The sequence below is a fragment of the Sodalis sp. RH15 genome, assembly GCF_047324255.1.
GTDB lineage: Bacteria > Pseudomonadota > Gammaproteobacteria > Enterobacterales > Enterobacteriaceae > Acerihabitans > Acerihabitans ligni.
In genome coordinates, this window is sequence record NZ_CP178738.1 from 4,458,465 (window position 1) to 4,475,741 (window position 17,277).

Genomic DNA, 17,277 nt, shown 5'->3' on the forward strand with positions numbered 1-17,277 from the left:
AACTAGATAAAGGCACTACGCCCGCCGTTGAACATCGTGCCGGGCTGGGACCACATCTCTCCCGCCCTAAGATCAACAGACAGGATTAATGGAATCAGCCATGCCACCCATACCCGCTTCATTGATTATTTTAAACGGCAAGAGCGCTGGCAACGAAGAGCTCCGGCAAGCCGTGCAGCAGCAGCGGCACGACGGCTATCCGCTGTATGTCCGCGTAACCTGGGAACACGGCGATGTGCATCGTTATGTGGAAGAAGCCGTCAAGCTGGGAGTGCAAACGGTGATTGCCGGCGGCGGCGACGGCACCATCAATGAAGTGGCGTGCGCGCTGGCGTTGTTGCCGGTAAAAGGCCGCCCAAGCCTCGGCATCCTGCCGCTGGGCACCGCCAACGACTTTGCCCAAAGCTGCGCCATCCCGGCGGAGCTGGATAAAGCGCTGGCGCTGGCCGTGCTGGGCAAAGCGACGGATATCGATCTCGCCCGGGTCAATCAGGATCGTTTTTTCATCAATATGGCCACCGGCGGCTTCGGTACCCGTATCACCAGCGAAACACCGGCGAAATTAAAATCGGTGCTGGGGGGCGCATCCTATTTCATTCACGGTTTGCTGCGCATGGACACCTTGAAAGCCGATAGCTGCGAAATCCGCGGGCCCGGCTTCAGCTGGACCGGCGACGCCCTGGTGATCGGTATCGGTAACGGCCGGCAGGCCGGCGGCGGCCAGGTATTATGTCCGGGAGCGCTTATCAATGACGGTAAGCTGCAGTTGCGTATCTTCGCCGTGGAAGAGTGGTTGCCAATACTGCTCAATAGCCTCTCCACCGACACCGAGAATCCGCATATCGTTTCCGCCACTCTGCCCTGGCTGGAGATAATCGCGCCCCATGAGGTCACCTTCAATCTGGACGGTGAACCGCTGAGAGGAAAAAAATTCCGGATCAAAGTGCTGCCGGCGGCGCTCTCATGCCGTTTGCCGCCGCAATGCCCGTTATTGGCATAAAGATTTTGATCTTACGCACAATATTGGCCGTCAAAGGCGCGTGGGTAAAGAATTTGTATAACAACTTAAGGTAATCTGTACGCAATAGATTTCAAGTTGCAGCTGTGCCGGCTGCAACTTGAAAGATGAAGGTTATATGGCATATCGCTTACCCAGGAAATTATAATGCAAGCTTTTTCACCCGACCTACCCATGCCAGAAAGCCTTTATTACAGCGCCAAAGAGACACATCCCCTGTCGACGTTAGACGAAAAGAACATTTGCTCCATGGTGGATGACCTGAAGCTCACCGACAGCGATAAAGAACATTACGTCACCGGATGGATGGGTGAAGACAGCGTGGTGGTGATTCACAATTATCGCGAAAAGCGCGGTACCTCCAACGGCTTTGTGCTGTCCAAGGAGAATCAATACCGTCTTAGCGTGCAGTCCATCGCCTTTCGCATCCCCAAAATATTTCTCTGGTTATCGCTGCGCCGCAAGCCGCGCAATGCCACCTTGATTACCTATGACACCATCGGTGAGCTGCGCAGTCCCATCGTCCAATACCGCAACCTGTTCGACAAGTCGTTAAAACTTAAATTGGAACAGGATTGGCAGGCGCTAAACGACTATATCGGTTTAGCCTGCTGGCAATTGGAAAACGGCTGCCCGCTGTGGAAACAGCTGGAACAGGCCATTACTCCTGCGGCATTGACCGCATGGGTCAACGCACCGGTTTTCGAAGAGAAGCGCCTGCAAAAGGACGGACTGTTCGAGGGCTTTTGGTCCGGCAACGTTTTTATCGCCCGTTCCAACCCCCCCTATCCGTCATTGCAGTTATTATGGCGCGATGAAGACAACCGCCTGCAGCCGGGATATATCTTTACCGCGGTACCGGATAAAAAGCAGGACAAACTCGTGCCTTCGCTGCGCATTCGTCCCCACCGCGCCGAGAAACACTATCCGCTTAACGTCTTCGACGCCCGCCATCTGCAATATGCCCGCTCGCTGTTGAGCTACGCCGAAGGTGTGTTAACCGGCATGTCACCACCACTGGTGGAAATGATGGACGGGTCCAATCCCCTGCCCGACCTCTAAATCATCGGCATGCAGCAACGCCTGCTGCAAATAGGCTTTCGCCGCCCGCAGGGTTTGCTCCCAGTCGTCATATTGCGGGCGCAACGCCGCCAACGCGGCGGACAGCGTACAGCCGGTGCCGTGGGTATGGCGGGTATTGACCCGCAGGGCATCGAACCGCAGCTCCCCGTCGGCGGTAATCAGCCAATCGGGACTGGATTCTCCATGCAGATGGCCGCCTTTCATCACCACCGCCCGGCAACCCAACGCCAGCAGCGCCCGGCCCTGCTCACGCATGCCGCTTTCATCGTCTGCCGGCGGGCAGTTCAATAATGCCGCCGCCTCCGGCAGGTTGGGGGTGATGATGGATGCCAGCGGCAACAGTTCATCCCTTAGCGCCGACACCGCATCCGGCGCCAGCAGGAAATCACCGCTTTTTGCCACCATAACCGTGTCCAGCACCACGAAGGGGATGGGATATCGCCGGAGTTTTTCCGCCACTACCCGGACGATATCCCCCTGCCCCAGCATGCCGATTTTGGCGCTGTCGATACGCACATCGCTGAGCACCGAGTCCAGCTGTTCACCTACAAACTCAGGAGTGATGGGATAGATGGATTGCACGCCGCGGGTATTTTGCGCCACCAGGGCGGTAATTACCGTGGTGCCGTAAGCGCCGAGGGCCGAAAAGGTTTTCATATCGGCCTGGATGCCGGCCCCGCCGCTGGGATCGGTACCGGCGATGGTCAAGAGATTCCGGATGCGGCTCATTGCAGCTGCTCTCCCTGGAGAGTATAGAGTCTATCAAGGAAATCCACGGCAAAACTGCCGGGCCCCTTGACGTCAGCCGCGGTGAGCCGGCCGGCGCGGGCCATGACTTTGCAGGCGGCGGCCACGTGCGACAAACGATCCCCCGGCAGCGCGCAAAAGGCCGCCACCACCGCCGATAACGCGCAGCCGGTCCCCGTCACCCGGGTCATCAGCGGATGGCCGTCATTGATGGACCATATCCGCTCCCCGTCGGTGACAAAATCCACCCGTCCTGTTACCGCCACCAGCGTGTGATAGTCCGTGGCCAGCTTCCGGGCGGCGGACAGGGCCAGGCTGGAATCATCGGCACTGTCCACGCCGCGTCCCAGAGCGCTCTCGCCGGCCAAGGCCAGGATCTCGGAGGCATTGCCGCGGATGGCGGCCGGGCGCAGCGGCAGGAGACTATGGGCGAACCCGGTTCGATAGGCAAGAGGTCCCGCCGCCACCGGATCGAGTACCCACGGAGTGCCGGCCTCGTTAGCGGCCTGGACGGCGGCCAGCATGGCCTCCGCCTGGCGGCGGCGCAGCGTGCCGATATTCACCAGCAGGGCATCGGCCACGGCGCTGAATTGCGCCGCCTCTTCCGGATCGACCACCATTGCCGGCGCGGCGCCGAGCGCCAGCAGGGTATTGGCGGTAAAAGCCTGCACCACGTCATTGGTCAAGCAATGCACCAGCGGCGCATGCTGCCGAAGCAAATCAAGGGAGGCGGCCGCGGTCAGGCCGGGAAATTCCATAGGTTGTACAGTCATATTGCTCCCAGCCGGCGTTTAAGAAGACGGGATCCGGAGGAAGGGACGCCGTGACTTCCCTACGCTGGCATTATCCAGATCAGGTTATGCGGGTTAAATCTCAGTCCGCTGCGTAACAACGGACACCCCGAGTCAAGTCTGTTGATTATCCGGGTGCGGGAAGAAAAGATCAACGATCGCAGGGGACTTCCTGCAAGCCATGCCGCAACAGCATCCGGCCGATGCACCCATCGCCGGTGCGAGGCGAGGAACCTGCGCCGGTGGGGGTCAACAGCCAGACGGGGCGATTATCAAGCCAGGCCGGCTGAACCAGCCCCGACTCGGCCAAGGCCTCGAGACGGCCCAAGAGCCAGGGATCGTTATCCACCGGCAGGGAGATTGGCCAGGCCGGATTGCCAAGGCACTCATGGGAAACGTTATTCAAAATGCGTTGCAGCACCTCTTTATCAACAACATTGGAGGCGAAGGCCGTCAATGGGAATAAAAAAAGCAGATAAGAGGCAATAATTTTACACATGTAATATAATCAATCCTATTTGCTTCCTGCTGTATTTTCAATGTCTATTACCGACACTGTCTACAACTTCGCGGCGCCGGTATCCCGTCCGATTAGATTAAAAGAGAGGGTATAAACGCAGCTACAATAAACATCAGGTTTTAGCTTTCCGAGGTGAAACCCTGAGAAAATGAATGTAATTAGCACATCAATATATGGATCTGGTTTAATAAAAATTAAATAATTTTTATTTTGGATAATAAAACAGAACACACAAGACCAGCGAAGATAATATTATCCAACCTTATCGTTCATAAAGCATTAACTGAAAAGCTTGAGCTCCATGGCACGGCTAATGGCATGTTTAGCATTGACAACGCCAAGCTTATCAATAATATTTCTTATATGAAATTTTACCGTTCCTTCTCTGATGGTAAGAATAGTGGCCACCTCGCCATAGGTTTTACCCGCGCTGGCCCAGAATAATACTTCTTTTTCCCTGGGCGATAGCAGTGCATGGGTGGGTGGGCCGCCGTAAGGCTGCATAGCGCGCATTTCGGCGCGCATAAAATTGATCACTTTTTCATGGGTGGTAATCAACAGCATCTGGAATTTTTCCTTATTTTGCTCGATGATACGATAAAAATCCGAGCTGCCGGTGCGATTGGTGAGGCTCAGCGTCGCCAGATTGTCGTCGCCGTCATGCAACGTGAAGGTATAACCGCTGTTCAGACGATAAAATTTCGACAGATTGAAAAAACTGTGCTGATGGATTATCGCCGGATTGTCAGGCCAAATAAATGGCGAAAATTTCCGGCATGCGATGATCATGACCGGATCAATTTTTTGATAGCCATGGTTTTTATATTGATTAATCCAGCCCGCCGGATAATCGGATATTATAGAGGCAGGAAAACTGTGTGATTTGTTCATCATTAAGTAAGCAAAACAAAAAACATGAGTATTCTTGAAAATCTGGATAAGATAGAGCTTAAGTTCTTTTTTCATGGCTGTGATAAAAACATCTTGGCTGTTTTCAACTGATTTTTCCATAATCTATGCCTGCAATATTAACTAATACTCATCATTTAATATTCCCGCCAGGTAATTAATGACTGGCTGAAAGGTTAATTTCAAGAGGATTTTCGATAATATAAGAGGCCAGGTATTGATGCAACTACTAATAGAACAAGGGATATCCTTATCTGTTAGGAAAATTGACCCACTGATACCTTAATACCGTCGCCGCCTCCCGCCGCCCGGCGGTCCGTTGTTACCGGCCGAAACCGCGGATTCGGTCCGGAAGGGCCACAACCATCAAATTATTGACAAATTGTCTGATATAATTAAGCACCGAGTGCTTTCCCAAGAATCCATCCACTGCACCGGGTAGTTGCAGTAAGGAGAAGCTGTGCTTGTCAGGACTTATCGAGAATCAGACCGACCCTTTTTACGCACCCTGTACCTCTCTTCCCGCAAAAAATGCTGGACCTGGCTGGACGGCAGACAGTGGCATCTGGAGGATTTCGACGGTGCGACATTTGGCGAAAAGATTTTGGTGGCCGAAGAGCAAAATCACATTGTCGGCTTTGCCTCCCTTTGGCTGCCGGACAGCTTTTTGCACAATCTATTTGTTGATCCTGCCTGGCAGCGGCAGGGGGTGGCCACCGCGCTGCTGGAAGCCTGCTATCCGCTGTGCGGCGATAAGATGGCCCTGAAGTGCCTGACCAAAAATCGCCGAGCCCTGGCGTTTTACCAGCGTCACGGCTGGAAGATCATCTCATCGGGCATCGCAGAACACGGGGAATATTTCCTCATGCACCGCGCCATAGAGCAACACAAATTATTCTTTCGCTAAACAAAAGGATAATTATTCAATATGTGCTCTATACCGCTTTGCGAAGCCGGGCAGCCAGTCCTTTAAGAAAGTAACGCAGGACCTGATCGCCGCATACCCGATAATTTTTATGCCCCGGAGACCGCAGCATGGCGGTCACCTCCGGCAGGGAGAGGCGAAAGTCCTGGGACTGGAGAATGTCCTGCAGGTCGTTGGTTTTCAGTGAAAAGGCGACACGCAGCTTTTTCAGGATAATATTATTGGTGATTTTTCGTTCAATTTTAGCTTCCGGCATCGTTTCATCCCGGCCGCGTTTATGAATCACCAGGCCATGAAGAAAACAGCCCATCACCATGTCCGGACAGGGCGCATAGCCCTCTTCCTCTTCTTTTTTAACGAAGCCGGCCATCTGTTGCGGCGTAATGACGCACTCCGCTAACGCCAATATGCCCAGGAGCTGTTCATTATGCAGATTCAGCATATAGCGTACGCTGCGCAGCACATCGTTATTCATCATGACCCCGGTCCCTTATCGCGCAATTATCTTTATGGCCGGACAGTATAATGATATCCGGCGTTAAACATAGGGCTGATGAATACAACCGCCCGGCTTTTTATCCCAGGCGGTCATTCTCGTCCTCAAAACCAGTGTTCATATTCCAGTCTGGCTTATGAGAAACCTACCACGCTATGGGGAACATACGGCGCCTCGAGCCGGGCTATCTCCTCGGCGCTCAATACCAGATTCAGGGCGGCGACGGCGTCGTCAAGATGACCTGGCTTGGAGGCTCCGACAATGGGAGCGGACACCGCTGATTTAGCCAGTACCCAGGCAAGAGCCACCTGCGCGCGGGGGACGTGGCGTTCCTCCGCCACCGCCGTCACCGCTTCGACGACCCGGTGATCGGCATCGGCGGTATGTTCATAAAGCGTCTTGCCGAACTTGTCGGTCTCGGATCGCTTAGTACTGTCATCCCATGGCCTCGTCAGCCGGCCGCGCGCCAGGGGGCTCCACGGGATCACGCCAATGCCCTTGGCCTCGCACAGCGGGAGCATTTCGCGTTCTTCCTCGCGATAGAGCAAATTGACATAGTTCTGCATCGTGGAGAACTTCGTCCAGCCATGGGCTTCGGCGACATGGAGCATGGTGGCGAATTGCCAGGCATACATGGAGGAAGCGCCGATATAACGGGCCTTGCCTGCTTTTACGACATCATGAAGCGCTTCCAGCGTCTCTTCGATGGGCACGCTGTAGTCGAAGCGATGAATCTGATAAAGATCGACATAATCGGTACCAAGCCGGCGCAGTGAATTGTCGATTTCCTGCATGATGGCCTTGCGGCTGAGACCCGCGCCGTTCGGTCCCGGATGCATGCGGCCGTGCACTTTTGTGGCAATCACTATCTCTTCGCGGCGCGCGAACTCTTTAAGCAGCCGGCCGACGATTTCCTCGGAAGTGCCGTCGGAATAAACGTTGGCAGTGTCGAAGAAGTTAATGCCCGCTTCCACCGCGCGGCGAATAAGCGGACGGCTCTTTTCCTCATCCAGCGTCCATTCGTGACCGCCACGGTCAGGCACGCCGTAGGTCATGCAGCCAAGACACAGCCGCGACACGTCGAGGCCGGTTCGGCCGAGTTTTATGTAATCCATGGTCTTCTCCTGAGAGCGTTGAATAATCCTGCCGGGTCGGCACCGGGCGCCCACCCAACAGAACCGGCCACACGGCCTTAACTGCGAGAACTGTAGGATAGTCCCTTCCGTTATGAATAATAATCCGCTATTTTTGAGAAACATATTCTCTGTGAATGGAATAATGGATGGACAAGCTCGAGGCGATGGCGATTTTCGTCGAAGTGGTGGATCGCGGAACGCTGTCCGCGGCGGCCCGTTACCTGCACATTCCGCTGCCGACCCTGAGCCGAAAACTGGGGGAGCTGGAGAATCACCTGGGAACGCGCCTGCTGGTTCGCACTACCCGACGCCTTGAGCTCACCGATGCCGGCGCCGACTACCTTCAGGCCGCCAAGCGCATACTTGAGCAGGTGAACGAGGCCGATCGCGGCGCCGTCGGCGAGTACGTCACCCCCAAGGGCGAGCTGTTGATCACGGCGCCGCTGACCTTCGGCCGTCTGCACGTGCTGCCCATCATCAACGCATTCCTGGCGCAGTATCCTGACGTGAACGTGCGCCTTGCCCTGTCGGACGCCCGTCTGGAACTTATCAGCGAACATATCGACGTGGCGGTACGCATAGGTCCGCCGGGGAATGGCAACCTCTCTTCAACGCGCATCGGCGAGCTGCGCTGGATGGTGGTGGCCAGCCCGGATTTTCTCAAGAAGCACGGCGCGCCCAAGACCCCGGCGGACCTGGCGGCGCGCCCTTGCGTGGGCGTGGATCACGTCAATTTGTCCACCCATTGGCGGTTTCGATCCCCCGCCTCCGGCGCAGTTGTCAACACCCCCATCCGTGCCCGCCTGTCGCCCACCTCGGCGGAAGCCGCGGTGGATGCCGCCATCGCCGGCGTCGGATTGACACAGGTGCTTCATTACCAGGCCGCCGACGGCCTGGCGGCCGGTAAGCTTTGCGTGGTGCTGGCGGAGTATGAGGCCGAACCGATGCCGCTGTGGCTGGTGTATACCGGACAATCTCGCCTGCCGCTGAAGGTGCGCAGCTTTCTCGATTTCGCCACGCCCAGGCTTAAGGAGACCATCCGGTTTACCGGCCGCTAGCGTTGGCCGGCAAGCTTATCCTGGGTTTTGGTCTCAAAGTCGGCGGCGTCATGACGTTCGTGCAGTTGGCTTGACGGCTCGCCAAAGACTCGATTGACCATCCGCCCGCGCTGCACGGCCGGCCGTTGTTCGATAGTGTCGGCCCAGCGCTGGAGATGCTTATAGTCCTGAACGGCCAGAAATTCCGCCGCGTCGTATATCCAGCCCTTCACCAGGCCGCCATACCACGGCCAGATAGCCATATCGGCGATGGTATATTCACTGCCCGCAATATACTCATTGTCCGCCAGCCGCTTGTCGAGCACGTCGAGCTGGCGTTTTGCTTCCATCGCGAACCGGTCGATGGCATAGGCAATCTTGGTGGGGGCGTAGGCATAAAAATGGCCGAAGCCTCCGCCTATATAGGGCGCGCTGCCCATCTGCCAGAACAGCCATGACAGGCATTCGGTGCGCGCGCCGATCTCTTTTGGCAGAAATGCGCCGAACTTTTCGGCCAGGTATAACAGTATCGAGCCGGACTCGAATACCCTGATTGGCTCGGGGCCGCTGCGATCCATCAGAGCCGGGATCTTGGAGTTCGGGTTTACCGCCACGAAGCCGCTGCCGAACTGGTCGCCGTCGCCGATCCTGATAAGCCAGGCGTCATATTCCGCGCCGCTGTGGCCAATAGCCAGCAGTTCCTCCAGCATCACCGTCACCTTCACGCCGTTCGGTGTCGCCAGCGAATAGAGCTGAAGGGGATGGCGTCCCACCGGCAGCTCTTTGTCGTGGGTCGGCCCGGAAACCGGGCGGTTGATATTCGCGAAGCGGCCGTTGCTATCCTTGTTCCAGGTCCATACCTTCGGCGGCACGTAATCGGATTGATTGCTCATGCTCAATGCTCCTTTCGCTTTAGTTTTGGGAGATCGTGGTAAAAGTCATCATACCGTTCCTCGATCCGCGGCGATAGAAAAACAAAATGTCGATATATTTACGTGATGCCGGATAAGATCAAAACTCAGGTTTTATCCCTTGCCACCTTTTCATAGCCAAGCCGGCCGATAAAAGGCAAACGCAGCGCCGGGGACATCACATCAACGCCCATATTAAATCCCAAAATATTGACCTCGACCCCCTCTTCCACCCCCAGCGTCAATCCCAGCACGCCCAGTAACGACACCTGCACGCCCCTGCCCGACGGGGATAATCCAATGGGATGCAGCAACGTCCGATAATCCTTGCCGATGGCGTTGGCCGGCAGATCCAGCCCCAGTTCAGGCACTTCTCTGCCGATATGGGCCATAAAGGTATTGCTGTTGGGGCCGGGCCAGGCATGGTAGGTATGCGGATAGGGATAGCTGCCGATGGCGGCCTCAATGCGCGGGATCATGGCTTCGGCGCGGGGTCCGCGATGATCCACCAACAGCTTGGGCCGGGAGCCGTACCAGTAGCCGTCGGGGAGGGCGAAGTCACGGCGAACCACGTCATCACTGCCCCAGCTGATGACATCATACCGGCTAAAGCGGGTTTCCCCCGCTTTTTTAAAGATGATCCAGGGATGAACCGCCACCAGGCCCCGCCATCCATAGGTGGGCGCGGCATAGATCTGCACTATCGCCAAATCGCGCAATTGCGCCGGATTCGGCGCAATGCCGGCGGAATCGCGCCGGGCCGTCCACCAATGCTGACCGGTAAATACCTCCCCGCCCTGCTTTGCCTTGGACCAGCTTTGCCCGAATGATAAAACCATGACGCAGATAAAACCGATAAAGAACGCTTTCAGGTAGGTCATATAAGCTTAGCCTGCCGGTTTACAATGGATTGACGGATATCCAGCAGCGTAATCCCCCCGGCAGGCTTTGCTGTAGAGACTTTACAAAAGTAGACTCTCACGAAACCGCCGGCGACCCTGCTTTCACATCCGGGTCCGCTGTGAAGCAGGATGGCACCGGGCCGGATTTAGCGAGACAACGCGGTTTGCTTGGTTATATCGTTAAAGATCTGCCACGCCGCCCGGGCTCGCTCGGTATTCGGATAGTTGCGGTTGGCCAGCATGACGATGCCGATTTTTTTCTCCGGAATAAACGCTACATAGGCGCCAAAGCCGTCGGTAGCGCCGGTTTTATTCAGCAATACCGCCTGCAGGGGAGGCGTGGCGGGAGTGATGATTTTAACCGGATTGACATTATAGGTCATGTCATTCGAGTTGCCCGCCATAACCGTACTGAGCGCCACCGGCCAGGGATATTGTTCCCAGAGCATGTCCTGGGTGTAGTGCGCCGTGGAGAAATAACCCCGGTGTGTTTCAATAACGGCTTTCTGCACATCCGATCCCTCCCCCGCCTGCTTCATATTGGCTTCCACAAACCGAATCATATCGGCGGAGGTGGATTTAACGCCATAGGCTTCATCGCTCAATATGCCGGCATTGAGGCGTACCGGCTTATCCTGCTTGTTGTACCCCCAGGCATAGTTTTTCATCTCTTTATCGGGCACATTGATCCAGGTATGGTTCATGCCCAGCTCCGGCAGGATAACCTTCTGCAGCAAATTGGCATAGCTATCCCCCATTGTCCTGGCGGCGATAAGCCCCAGTGTGCCGATGCTGATATTGGAGTACGAACGCCCCTGGCCTGCCTTTTCCCGGGGATGCCACGCGCGCAGGTAGTCCATCAGTTTCGCCTCGGTGTTCACCTGGTCCGGAGCCTGCAGCGGCATTCCACCCGTGGTATGGGTAGCCAGGTTGATAAGGGACAACTCGCCGAAAGAGGTATCCTTCAAAGAAGGCAGGTAATGACTGACTTTTTCCTCCAGGGATAATTTTTTTTGCGCATCGGCATAGGCGGCCAGCGTCACGTTAAAGGTTTTGCTCACCGAACCCAGTTCAAACAATGTATCGGCCGTGACTTCCCTCTGAGGGGTTATAGAAGCCAGCCCGTAGTTATAAAAATACTGCCGGCCGTCAACCGTTAAAGCAACAGCCATACCGGGGATATTATGCGCCTTTATTAAGGGAAGGATTTCACGGTCCACCTCGGCGCGATAAGCATCCGGCCCTTGGGTAGCGGCACACTGGGCGCCTGTTGCCGCGAGCAGCATGCATAGGGCAGCCAAGGGGATTGCCATTGTTTTATTCATAAATTTCTCAAAATTATGTAAAAAAGATCGCTATTAATGGATTAGTAATAACCATCTTGGATTTTGGTTTCCAAAGAATAGATAGAGTTAACTACAATGGCGGTCGAGTCAAAATATTTTTTCGATGGGTTATGAATAAACATTCTGAAAATGATTATTTTATAATTAATAAACTCAATAAAATATATGATGAGAATATATAATATAACTTCATCACCTAAAAAGCATCGTTACGTGAGGCGTGGCGGCTAATCTTTACCGATCGCTAAACACTCCGGTCTGATAACGGATAATTGCTTTTTTAATTTCACAACGCCAAGTAAACCGCTCTTAACTTCCTCTCCCTTTCAAAAGGCATTATCATGAGAAATACGCAGTGAATTACGGGCCCCTTTCCTATTCCATGTTCTCCCGGTAACGAAAGCAAGCGGGATCGTGGTCGTTGACGATGCCCACCGCCTGCATCCAGGCATAGACAATCGTCGGCCCGACGAACTTGAAGCCACGCCGCTTCAGATCCTGTGAAATTTTGCCGGACAGCGCTGTTTCGGTAACATAGCCCGTACCGAGCAGCGGCACACCGTGGGTGTAAGACCAGCAATATTCCGCGAAGTCCTCGCCGTTTGCCTGCATCTCATTGAAGATCTGCGCGCCTCGAATCGTCGCCTGGATCTTTGCACGGGCCCGCACGATCCCCGAATTGCCAAGCAGGCGCTCGATATCGTCGGCGCCATAAACCGCCACGGCCCGAGGATCAAAACCGTCAAAGGCCAGGCGGAAAGCGTCCCGCTTGCGCAGAATGATGTCCCATGACAGACCGGCCTGGAACCCCTCCAGCATCAGCGTCTCCCACAGCCTGCGCGGATCGCGTTCCGGGATGCCCCATTCCGTATCGTGATAATGCCGCATCAACGGGCCTGAATCAGCCCAGCTGCAGCGATGCTGTTTTTCCGACATCCGCGTCCTCCTGGACGATTACATTTCGTTGACTGCCGTGCCTTAATCATCATGCTATGGCGTTAACGTCCTGAGGCCGCAAGAGACGTGCCGATGTGGCGGGAACGCCCTGCCAATGAGCCGAATAGTGCCATAAGGACGGAAAGAACAACACCGATGGCCAGCGGAATATGCCAGTTTCCGGTAATATCGTGAGCCTTACCGGCAAGCGTTGGCCCGCAGGCCGCCAAGAGATAACCGATGCACTGCGCCATGCCGGAAAGCGCAGCCGATTGATGAACATCCCTCGCGCGCATACTCATGAACATCAGCGCCAGGATAATGGCGGCCCCCGATCCAAAACCAAATAGGGCCGACCAAAGCAGCGCCCAGGCCGGCGCAAACAGCAAGCCCAGCAGCGATACGCCCAGCATAAAACCGGTACCGGCGGCTATCAGCCGCTGATCTTTCAATCGGCCGACTACCAGGCTCAAGACCAATCCCGGCACAGCGCAGGAGAGCTGCATAACCCCATGTATCGAGCCCGCGGCGGCGGGGGTAAAGCCCGCATTGGTCAAAATGGTCGGCAGCCAGGCGACCATAATATAATACAACGTCGAATTCGTCCCCATGAACAGCGTAACCTGCCAAGCGATCATTGAACGCCAAACACCTCCGCCATGGACAGGCGCCGCGGGTCCGTTTATCGGTGTTTCTGTTACGGGAATTCCTTTTAAGGGAGTTCCTTTTGGAGGAGTTCCTTTTAAGGGAACAGTACGGCCGCCAACTGCAAAAATCCAAACAGCAATGGCCGCCAAAGGAAAAACAATCACCATCCCTAACGCTATGCGCCAGCCAAACACGTCGGCCAACGGGACCACGCTCATGGAAACCATCGCCGCGGCCACCCCCATCGTCACCGCGCAGACGCTGGTGATGACCGGCACCCTGCTGGGGAAATCACGCTTGATAAGGCCTGGCAGCAGCACATTGCCAAGGGCAATGCCGGTGCCGACGATCGCGGTACCCAGGTAGAGGCCCACGACAGTCCCCGTCGAGCGAACAACCACCCCCGCCGCAATAAGCAATAATGCGCCGAATAAGCAGCGCTCAATCCCGTATTTCCGGGCAAACAGAGCCGCGAACGGCGATATGGCGGCAAAAGCGACAAGCGGCAACGTCGTCAATAAGCCCGCATCGGTGGGAGATAATCCCAGATGAGAACGGAGCAGGTCTAATACGGGCGCCACGCCGGTGACAGGCCCCCGAAGCGTGGCCGCTATCAGCAGCAAGCCTGCGACAAGCAGGAACGAACGCGACGCGGTTGCGGTATGTCTGGCCATGAATAATATCCCGAAGAGCAATAAAGCAGAGCGACAATCTTACCCCTTTCGCGAATGCCGGAATTTGGATATATTGACAATAAATACTCAAAAACTGACAACCTGCATTGATGCTCTCCCTTGAAGACTCGCTTCGCTACTTCGATCAGGACCAGCCTTACGGATTGGTGGCCGGCCTAAAGACGCATTCACCTGGCGCCAGTGAAGTGCCTGTCCACCAACATCGGCAAGGACAGCTGCTTTTCGCGGTCAAAGGCGGCATAACATGCGAAGTCGACGACGCCATTTGGATGGTGCCCCCCAACAGCGCCGTGTGGATACCCGGCCAAACCCGCCACAGCGTTCGCGCAACGGCGAACGCCGAGATAAGCTTTCTCTTCATCCAGCCGGGCGCCGCGCCGCTTCCCGCCACCTGCTGTACGCTCTTCATCTCCCCCTTGGTGCGCGAGCTCATTCTTCATATGGCGGGCCAGCCGCCGAAATATGCGCCGGACAGCCCCACCGGACGCAAGGCCGTCGTGCTGCTGGAGGAGCTTGCTCATATGCCGGTAGAGCGGCTGCATCTGCCTATCTCGGAAGAACCCCGTATGAGAAAGATTGCGAAAATACTCTCAGACGATCCGGCGGATCGCCGTACGCTTGCGCAATGGGGAAACATGGTGGCCATGAGCGAGCGTTCGCTGGCTCGCCTTGTGCGTCAGGAAACGGGATTGACTTTTGGCCGGTGGCGCCGGCAACTGCATTTGATCGTTGCCCTGCGCGAACTCGCCGCCGGCCAAAACGTACAGAACATTGCTGAAATTCTCGGCTATGAATCGGTGTCGGCGTTTATCATCATGTTCAAGAAATCCTTAGGGGAAACGCCGGCGAAATACTTTTCCTCCATTGCTCAGACGGCGGAACCTTGATCCGCGATCGGCGGCATTAACGATCCCCTTGCCGCCCGCCTCGGCTTGGCCAACCCTTGTCAGGTCCCCTTTAACGGCAGAGCGAGACGGGACGGGTCTTTGCCTCCGCAATGCACGGCGATCGTGGTTTTTCTCGATCTCGTCGCCATGGACATGCGCTCACCCAGCCCGAGGTTACGGGCATAGCGCGGAAAAGCACCGCCGGCGATAAGCAGTTGGAGCCGATGGCCGGCGGCGACGCGCCAATAGGCCGGCAGCAGCGGCAGCGTAACCGTGCGGCGCGTATCCGCAGCAAAACCCGGCAGGCGCTGATAGCCATCGGTTATGTTGGTCGCCCGGCCTTTTTCATCCACATCGCACAGGCAAATAAACAGGTCGTGTTCGGGCCCGTCAGCCGAAACGTTAATCGTCAAGACTGGCCGGCCGGCTATCTCGGTATCCTGGTCCAAAACCGGCCCGATAAAGCTAAGCACATCGGCGCGCGCCGCAAGGGGCCTCATGTCGCCACGCCCGGTGGCGTCGGACAATGTAGGACCGGCCAAACTCGGCGTAGGGTCTTTCGGATCGTAGACGAATCTTCGCTCGGCCTCGGCGATCCCGCCTTCCCCCAGTCCGCCGCTGCCGGTAAGCTGCAACGCGCGCGACACGCTACCGGCCGGCGGCCATGCGGTCTCGTTGCGCCATTCGTTAGCACCAACCACCCAGAGCTTGACGTGATTTAACGCGTCCTTACCGGATTCCCGACCTTTGAGATGAATATCGAACCAGTCAAATGCATCGGCCATCGCGCCGGCCAGGCTTTTGAGAGAGGTGTGCGTCCACGGATCCACGGTAAGCCTTACCGTTTTGCCGCAGGCCTGCAGCTCGGCATAGTCGTGAAGCTGATGGCCAATAAAAAGATCGGACCAACCCGCCACCATTGATACGGGGGCGGTCACCCGCGCAAGCGTACAGCGGTCTCGGATCGGCTGCCAGAACGGATCGGCGGGATGGTCATGGGCCATCCACTCCCGCCAGCAGTCAATGGCGGCGCCGGACACCTGCTCATCCAACGTCTCAAGCGGCAAGGCGGCATAATGCCGGGCATGAGCATCGCCGAAAAAACGACGCCTGAGGGCCTGGACGATAGCGTTGCTCTTCTCCTGGGCCTCCACCAGGCAGATCCAGCTAAGGAAATCCTCCAGCCGCAGGCCGTCGCCGCCCCAAATGGCGGCGGCGAAATCCGACGTACTGCGCACGATGGCGATGGCGGCGACCCGTTCCCCCAGTTCGGCGGCCATGGCCCAGTGCACCTGACCCATATAGCTCGCCCCCCAAAGCCCCAAGCGGCCGCCATACCACGGCTGGCGCTCGATCCAGCCGACGGCGTCCAGCCCGTCGTCACGCTCCTGGAAGAACGGATGGAAACGCCCGCCTGAGCCGAAGGTACCGCGCACGCTCTGGACCACCGCCGTGTAGCCGCGTTCGGCAAAAAGACGCGCGCACAAACCGACGATGTTTTTGCGCCCGTAGGGTGAACGCAGCAGCACGATGGGTGGCCGATCGATACCGATGGGATGATAGACATCGGTCATCAGCGCGACACCGTCCCGCGCGGTCACGGCAATGTCCCGATCCACACGCACGGCGTTTTCCGCCGGCGGCAGCCGCCACAGGCGCCCGGCGAGGCGCGTCATTATCGTCATGGGCCGTAAACCTCCTGGACTATGCCGGTGAGGGCATCAGCGGTCTACATGATACGATATTTTTTTACTCATGGGCTTGGCCGGTAGCATCAGATCGTTAGGGGCGGCAATCGGCGAGTTTCTTTTGCCACATTGACCTGCATCGCTACCTCCGCCAATTCCAGCATATCTTGCGCCAAGCGGTAGTTTCCCCTGCCCTGCAACCAAGACAAAATATCCGTCAGGTGCCAAATCGATGCGCTGCCTTCATGGACCGGCGCCGGAAAATTACCCGGATGGGCCAGCATCAGCTTGCGCATATTCTGCCTCGACACACCTACAATCTCCGCCGCATCTGTCAGTCCCACCAGATCCGGCGCCGCTTCGATAAGCGTCGCCGAGGGTACGGCGCGACGAACATCCGCCAGCGCACTGCGTACGGCGGCCTCGGCATTCCCGGCTTCTCGTGTGAATTCCAGCGCCAGCCTGCCCGGCAACCCTATGCCCACCAGAGCATCGTCGCAGCCGGCTTCACCCAGACGTTCAACAATCGCATCCGTTTCGCAGTCCTCAGCGGCAAGCTGGTATTTTAAGGTAAAGGTGTATTCCATCATTTCTCCTTGTCG

General features: G+C 56.4%; 18 protein-coding genes and 1 riboswitch. Of the genes, 5 read left to right on the top strand and 13 right to left on the bottom strand.

The features are described from left to right. Positions 1-100 precede the first annotated feature (100 nt). Together yegS and ACL2XO_RS20245 are read left to right on the top strand one after the other, a co-directional pair. On the top strand, positions 101-1,000 hold the full coding sequence (yegS, locus tag ACL2XO_RS20240) for a lipid kinase YegS (protein ID WP_413725208.1): 900 nt from the start codon (positions 101-103) through the stop codon (positions 998-1,000). Between the two features lie 165 nt (positions 1,001-1,165). Next, positions 1,166-2,080, top strand: a complete 915-nt coding sequence (locus ACL2XO_RS20245; protein ID WP_413741367.1) for a hypothetical protein — start codon at positions 1,166-1,168, stop codon at positions 2,078-2,080. Here ACL2XO_RS20245 and thiD read toward each other — a convergent pair. The 4 genes from thiD to ACL2XO_RS20265 all read right to left on the bottom strand — a co-directional run bounded on the left by thiD (position 2,027) and on the right by ACL2XO_RS20265 (position 5,170). Beyond that, positions 2,027-2,830 carry a bifunctional hydroxymethylpyrimidine kinase/phosphomethylpyrimidine kinase gene (gene thiD, locus ACL2XO_RS20250; protein ID WP_413741368.1) on the bottom strand — a complete coding sequence of 268 codons (804 nt, stop codon included), beginning with the start codon at positions 2,828-2,830 and terminating at the stop codon, positions 2,027-2,029. The genes ACL2XO_RS20245 and thiD overlap by 54 nt on opposite strands. Then, positions 2,827-3,621 carry a hydroxyethylthiazole kinase gene (thiM, locus tag ACL2XO_RS20255; protein WP_413741369.1) on the bottom strand — a complete coding sequence of 265 codons (795 nt, stop codon included), beginning with the start codon at positions 3,619-3,621 and terminating at the stop codon, positions 2,827-2,829. Before thiM ends, thiD begins: the two co-directional genes overlap by 4 nt. Before the next feature lie 39 nt (positions 3,622-3,660). Continuing rightward, a riboswitch (TPP riboswitch) is annotated at positions 3,661-3,761 on the bottom strand. Between the two features lie 29 nt (positions 3,762-3,790). Then, on the bottom strand, positions 3,791-4,138 hold the full coding sequence (locus ACL2XO_RS20260; protein ID WP_413741370.1) for a hypothetical protein: 348 nt from the start codon (positions 4,136-4,138) through the stop codon (positions 3,791-3,793). Between the two features lie 300 nt (positions 4,139-4,438). After that, the gene (locus ACL2XO_RS20265; RefSeq protein WP_413725213.1) at positions 4,439-5,170 is read right to left on the bottom strand and encodes a helix-turn-helix transcriptional regulator; all 732 of its coding nucleotides are present in this window, start codon (positions 5,168-5,170) and stop codon (positions 4,439-4,441) included. Positions 5,171-5,528: 358 nt separating this feature from the next. Here ACL2XO_RS20265 and ACL2XO_RS20270 point away from each other — a divergent pair, with 358 nt between their 5' ends. Continuing rightward, positions 5,529-5,975, top strand: coding sequence for a GNAT family N-acetyltransferase (locus tag ACL2XO_RS20270; protein WP_132926892.1), 447 nt, complete (start codon positions 5,529-5,531; stop codon positions 5,973-5,975). 28 nt (positions 5,976-6,003) lie between these two features. On the opposite strand, the gene ACL2XO_RS20275 is transcribed toward ACL2XO_RS20270, so the two are convergent. Beyond that, positions 6,004-6,471: a DUF1456 family protein gene (locus ACL2XO_RS20275; protein ID WP_132926890.1), complete on the bottom strand. Its 468-nt coding sequence runs from the start codon at positions 6,469-6,471 to the stop codon at positions 6,004-6,006. A 152-nt stretch (positions 6,472-6,623) separates the two neighbouring features. Beyond that, entirely contained in the window at positions 6,624-7,604 is a 981-nt protein-coding gene (locus ACL2XO_RS20280) for an aldo/keto reductase (protein WP_413741371.1), read from the bottom strand. Positions 7,605-7,771: 167 nt separating this feature from the next. On the opposite strand from ACL2XO_RS20280, the gene ACL2XO_RS20285 reads away from it, so the two are divergent. Further along, entirely contained in the window at positions 7,772-8,683 is a 912-nt protein-coding gene (locus ACL2XO_RS20285) for a LysR family transcriptional regulator (RefSeq protein WP_132926886.1), read from the top strand. Here ACL2XO_RS20285 and yghU read toward each other — a convergent pair. From yghU to ACL2XO_RS20310, 5 genes are all read right to left on the bottom strand, one after another. Beyond that, on the bottom strand, positions 8,680-9,555 hold the full coding sequence (gene yghU / locus ACL2XO_RS20290) for a glutathione-dependent disulfide-bond oxidoreductase (protein ID WP_413741372.1): 876 nt from the start codon (positions 9,553-9,555) through the stop codon (positions 8,680-8,682). The genes ACL2XO_RS20285 and yghU overlap by 4 nt on opposite strands. 125 nt (positions 9,556-9,680) lie before the next feature. After that, a complete protein-coding gene (locus tag ACL2XO_RS20295; protein ID WP_203524558.1) occupies positions 9,681-10,454 on the bottom strand; it encodes a DUF3750 domain-containing protein in 774 nt (257 codons plus the stop codon). A 167-nt stretch (positions 10,455-10,621) separates the two neighbouring features. Beyond that, positions 10,622-11,800 (bottom strand): class C beta-lactamase, encoded by a 1,179-nt coding sequence (ampC, locus tag ACL2XO_RS20300; protein ID WP_413741373.1) that lies wholly within the window; start codon positions 11,798-11,800, stop codon positions 10,622-10,624. Between the two features lie 396 nt (positions 11,801-12,196). Next, the gene (locus ACL2XO_RS20305) at positions 12,197-12,757 is read right to left on the bottom strand and encodes a DNA-3-methyladenine glycosylase I (RefSeq protein WP_413725216.1); all 561 of its coding nucleotides are present in this window, start codon (positions 12,755-12,757) and stop codon (positions 12,197-12,199) included. A gap of 62 nt (positions 12,758-12,819) precedes the next feature. Continuing rightward, positions 12,820-14,079 carry an MFS transporter gene (locus tag ACL2XO_RS20310; RefSeq protein ID WP_413741374.1) on the bottom strand — a complete coding sequence of 420 codons (1,260 nt, stop codon included), beginning with the start codon at positions 14,077-14,079 and terminating at the stop codon, positions 12,820-12,822. A 110-nt stretch (positions 14,080-14,189) separates the two neighbouring features. Between ACL2XO_RS20310 and ACL2XO_RS20315 the strand changes: the two genes are divergently transcribed. After that, a complete protein-coding gene (locus tag ACL2XO_RS20315) occupies positions 14,190-14,987 on the top strand; it encodes an AraC family transcriptional regulator (RefSeq protein WP_413741375.1) in 798 nt (265 codons plus the stop codon). Positions 14,988-15,046: 59 nt separating this feature from the next. Here ACL2XO_RS20315 and ACL2XO_RS20320 read toward each other — a convergent pair whose 3' ends face one another. Next, positions 15,047-16,672: a CocE/NonD family hydrolase gene (locus tag ACL2XO_RS20320; protein ID WP_413741376.1), complete on the bottom strand. Its 1,626-nt coding sequence runs from the start codon at positions 16,670-16,672 to the stop codon at positions 15,047-15,049. Between the two features lie 89 nt (positions 16,673-16,761). Further along, a complete protein-coding gene (locus ACL2XO_RS20325; protein ID WP_413726990.1) occupies positions 16,762-17,262 on the bottom strand; it encodes a helix-turn-helix transcriptional regulator in 501 nt (166 codons plus the stop codon). Between the last annotated feature and the right edge of the window lie 15 nt (positions 17,263-17,277).

Excerpts from the sequence above, each read along its gene's own strand:
- yegS (WP_413725208.1), top strand. The coding sequence starts at position 101 with ATGCCACCCATACCCGCTTCATTGATTATTTTAAACGGCAAGAGCGCT.
- ACL2XO_RS20245 (WP_413741367.1), top strand. The coding sequence starts at position 1,166 with ATGCAAGCTTTTTCACCCGACCTACCCATGCCAGAAAGCCTTTATTAC.
- thiD (WP_413741368.1), bottom strand. The coding sequence starts at position 2,830 with ATGAGCCGCATCCGGAATCTCTTGACCATCGCCGGTACCGATCCCAGC.
- thiM (WP_413741369.1), bottom strand. The coding sequence starts at position 3,621 with ATGACTGTACAACCTATGGAATTTCCCGGCCTGACCGCGGCCGCCTCC.
- ACL2XO_RS20260 (WP_413741370.1), bottom strand. The coding sequence starts at position 4,138 with ATGTGTAAAATTATTGCCTCTTATCTGCTTTTTTTATTCCCATTGACG.
- ACL2XO_RS20265 (WP_413725213.1), bottom strand. The coding sequence starts at position 5,170 with ATGGAAAAATCAGTTGAAAACAGCCAAGATGTTTTTATCACAGCCATG.
- ACL2XO_RS20275 (WP_132926890.1), bottom strand. The coding sequence starts at position 6,471 with ATGATGAATAACGATGTGCTGCGCAGCGTACGCTATATGCTGAATCTG.
- ACL2XO_RS20280 (WP_413741371.1), bottom strand. The coding sequence starts at position 7,604 with ATGGATTACATAAAACTCGGCCGAACCGGCCTCGACGTGTCGCGGCTG.
- ACL2XO_RS20285 (WP_132926886.1), top strand. The coding sequence starts at position 7,772 with ATGGACAAGCTCGAGGCGATGGCGATTTTCGTCGAAGTGGTGGATCGC.
- yghU (WP_413741372.1), bottom strand. The coding sequence starts at position 9,555 with ATGAGCAATCAATCCGATTACGTGCCGCCGAAGGTATGGACCTGGAAC.
- ACL2XO_RS20295 (WP_203524558.1), bottom strand. The coding sequence starts at position 10,454 with ATGACCTACCTGAAAGCGTTCTTTATCGGTTTTATCTGCGTCATGGTT.
- ampC (WP_413741373.1), bottom strand. The coding sequence starts at position 11,800 with ATGAATAAAACAATGGCAATCCCCTTGGCTGCCCTATGCATGCTGCTC.
- ACL2XO_RS20305 (WP_413725216.1), bottom strand. The coding sequence starts at position 12,757 with ATGTCGGAAAAACAGCATCGCTGCAGCTGGGCTGATTCAGGCCCGTTG.
- ACL2XO_RS20310 (WP_413741374.1), bottom strand. The coding sequence starts at position 14,079 with ATGGCCAGACATACCGCAACCGCGTCGCGTTCGTTCCTGCTTGTCGCA.
- ACL2XO_RS20315 (WP_413741375.1), top strand. The coding sequence starts at position 14,190 with ATGCTCTCCCTTGAAGACTCGCTTCGCTACTTCGATCAGGACCAGCCT.
- ACL2XO_RS20320 (WP_413741376.1), bottom strand. The coding sequence starts at position 16,672 with ATGACGATAATGACGCGCCTCGCCGGGCGCCTGTGGCGGCTGCCGCCG.
- ACL2XO_RS20325 (WP_413726990.1), bottom strand. The coding sequence starts at position 17,262 with ATGGAATACACCTTTACCTTAAAATACCAGCTTGCCGCTGAGGACTGC.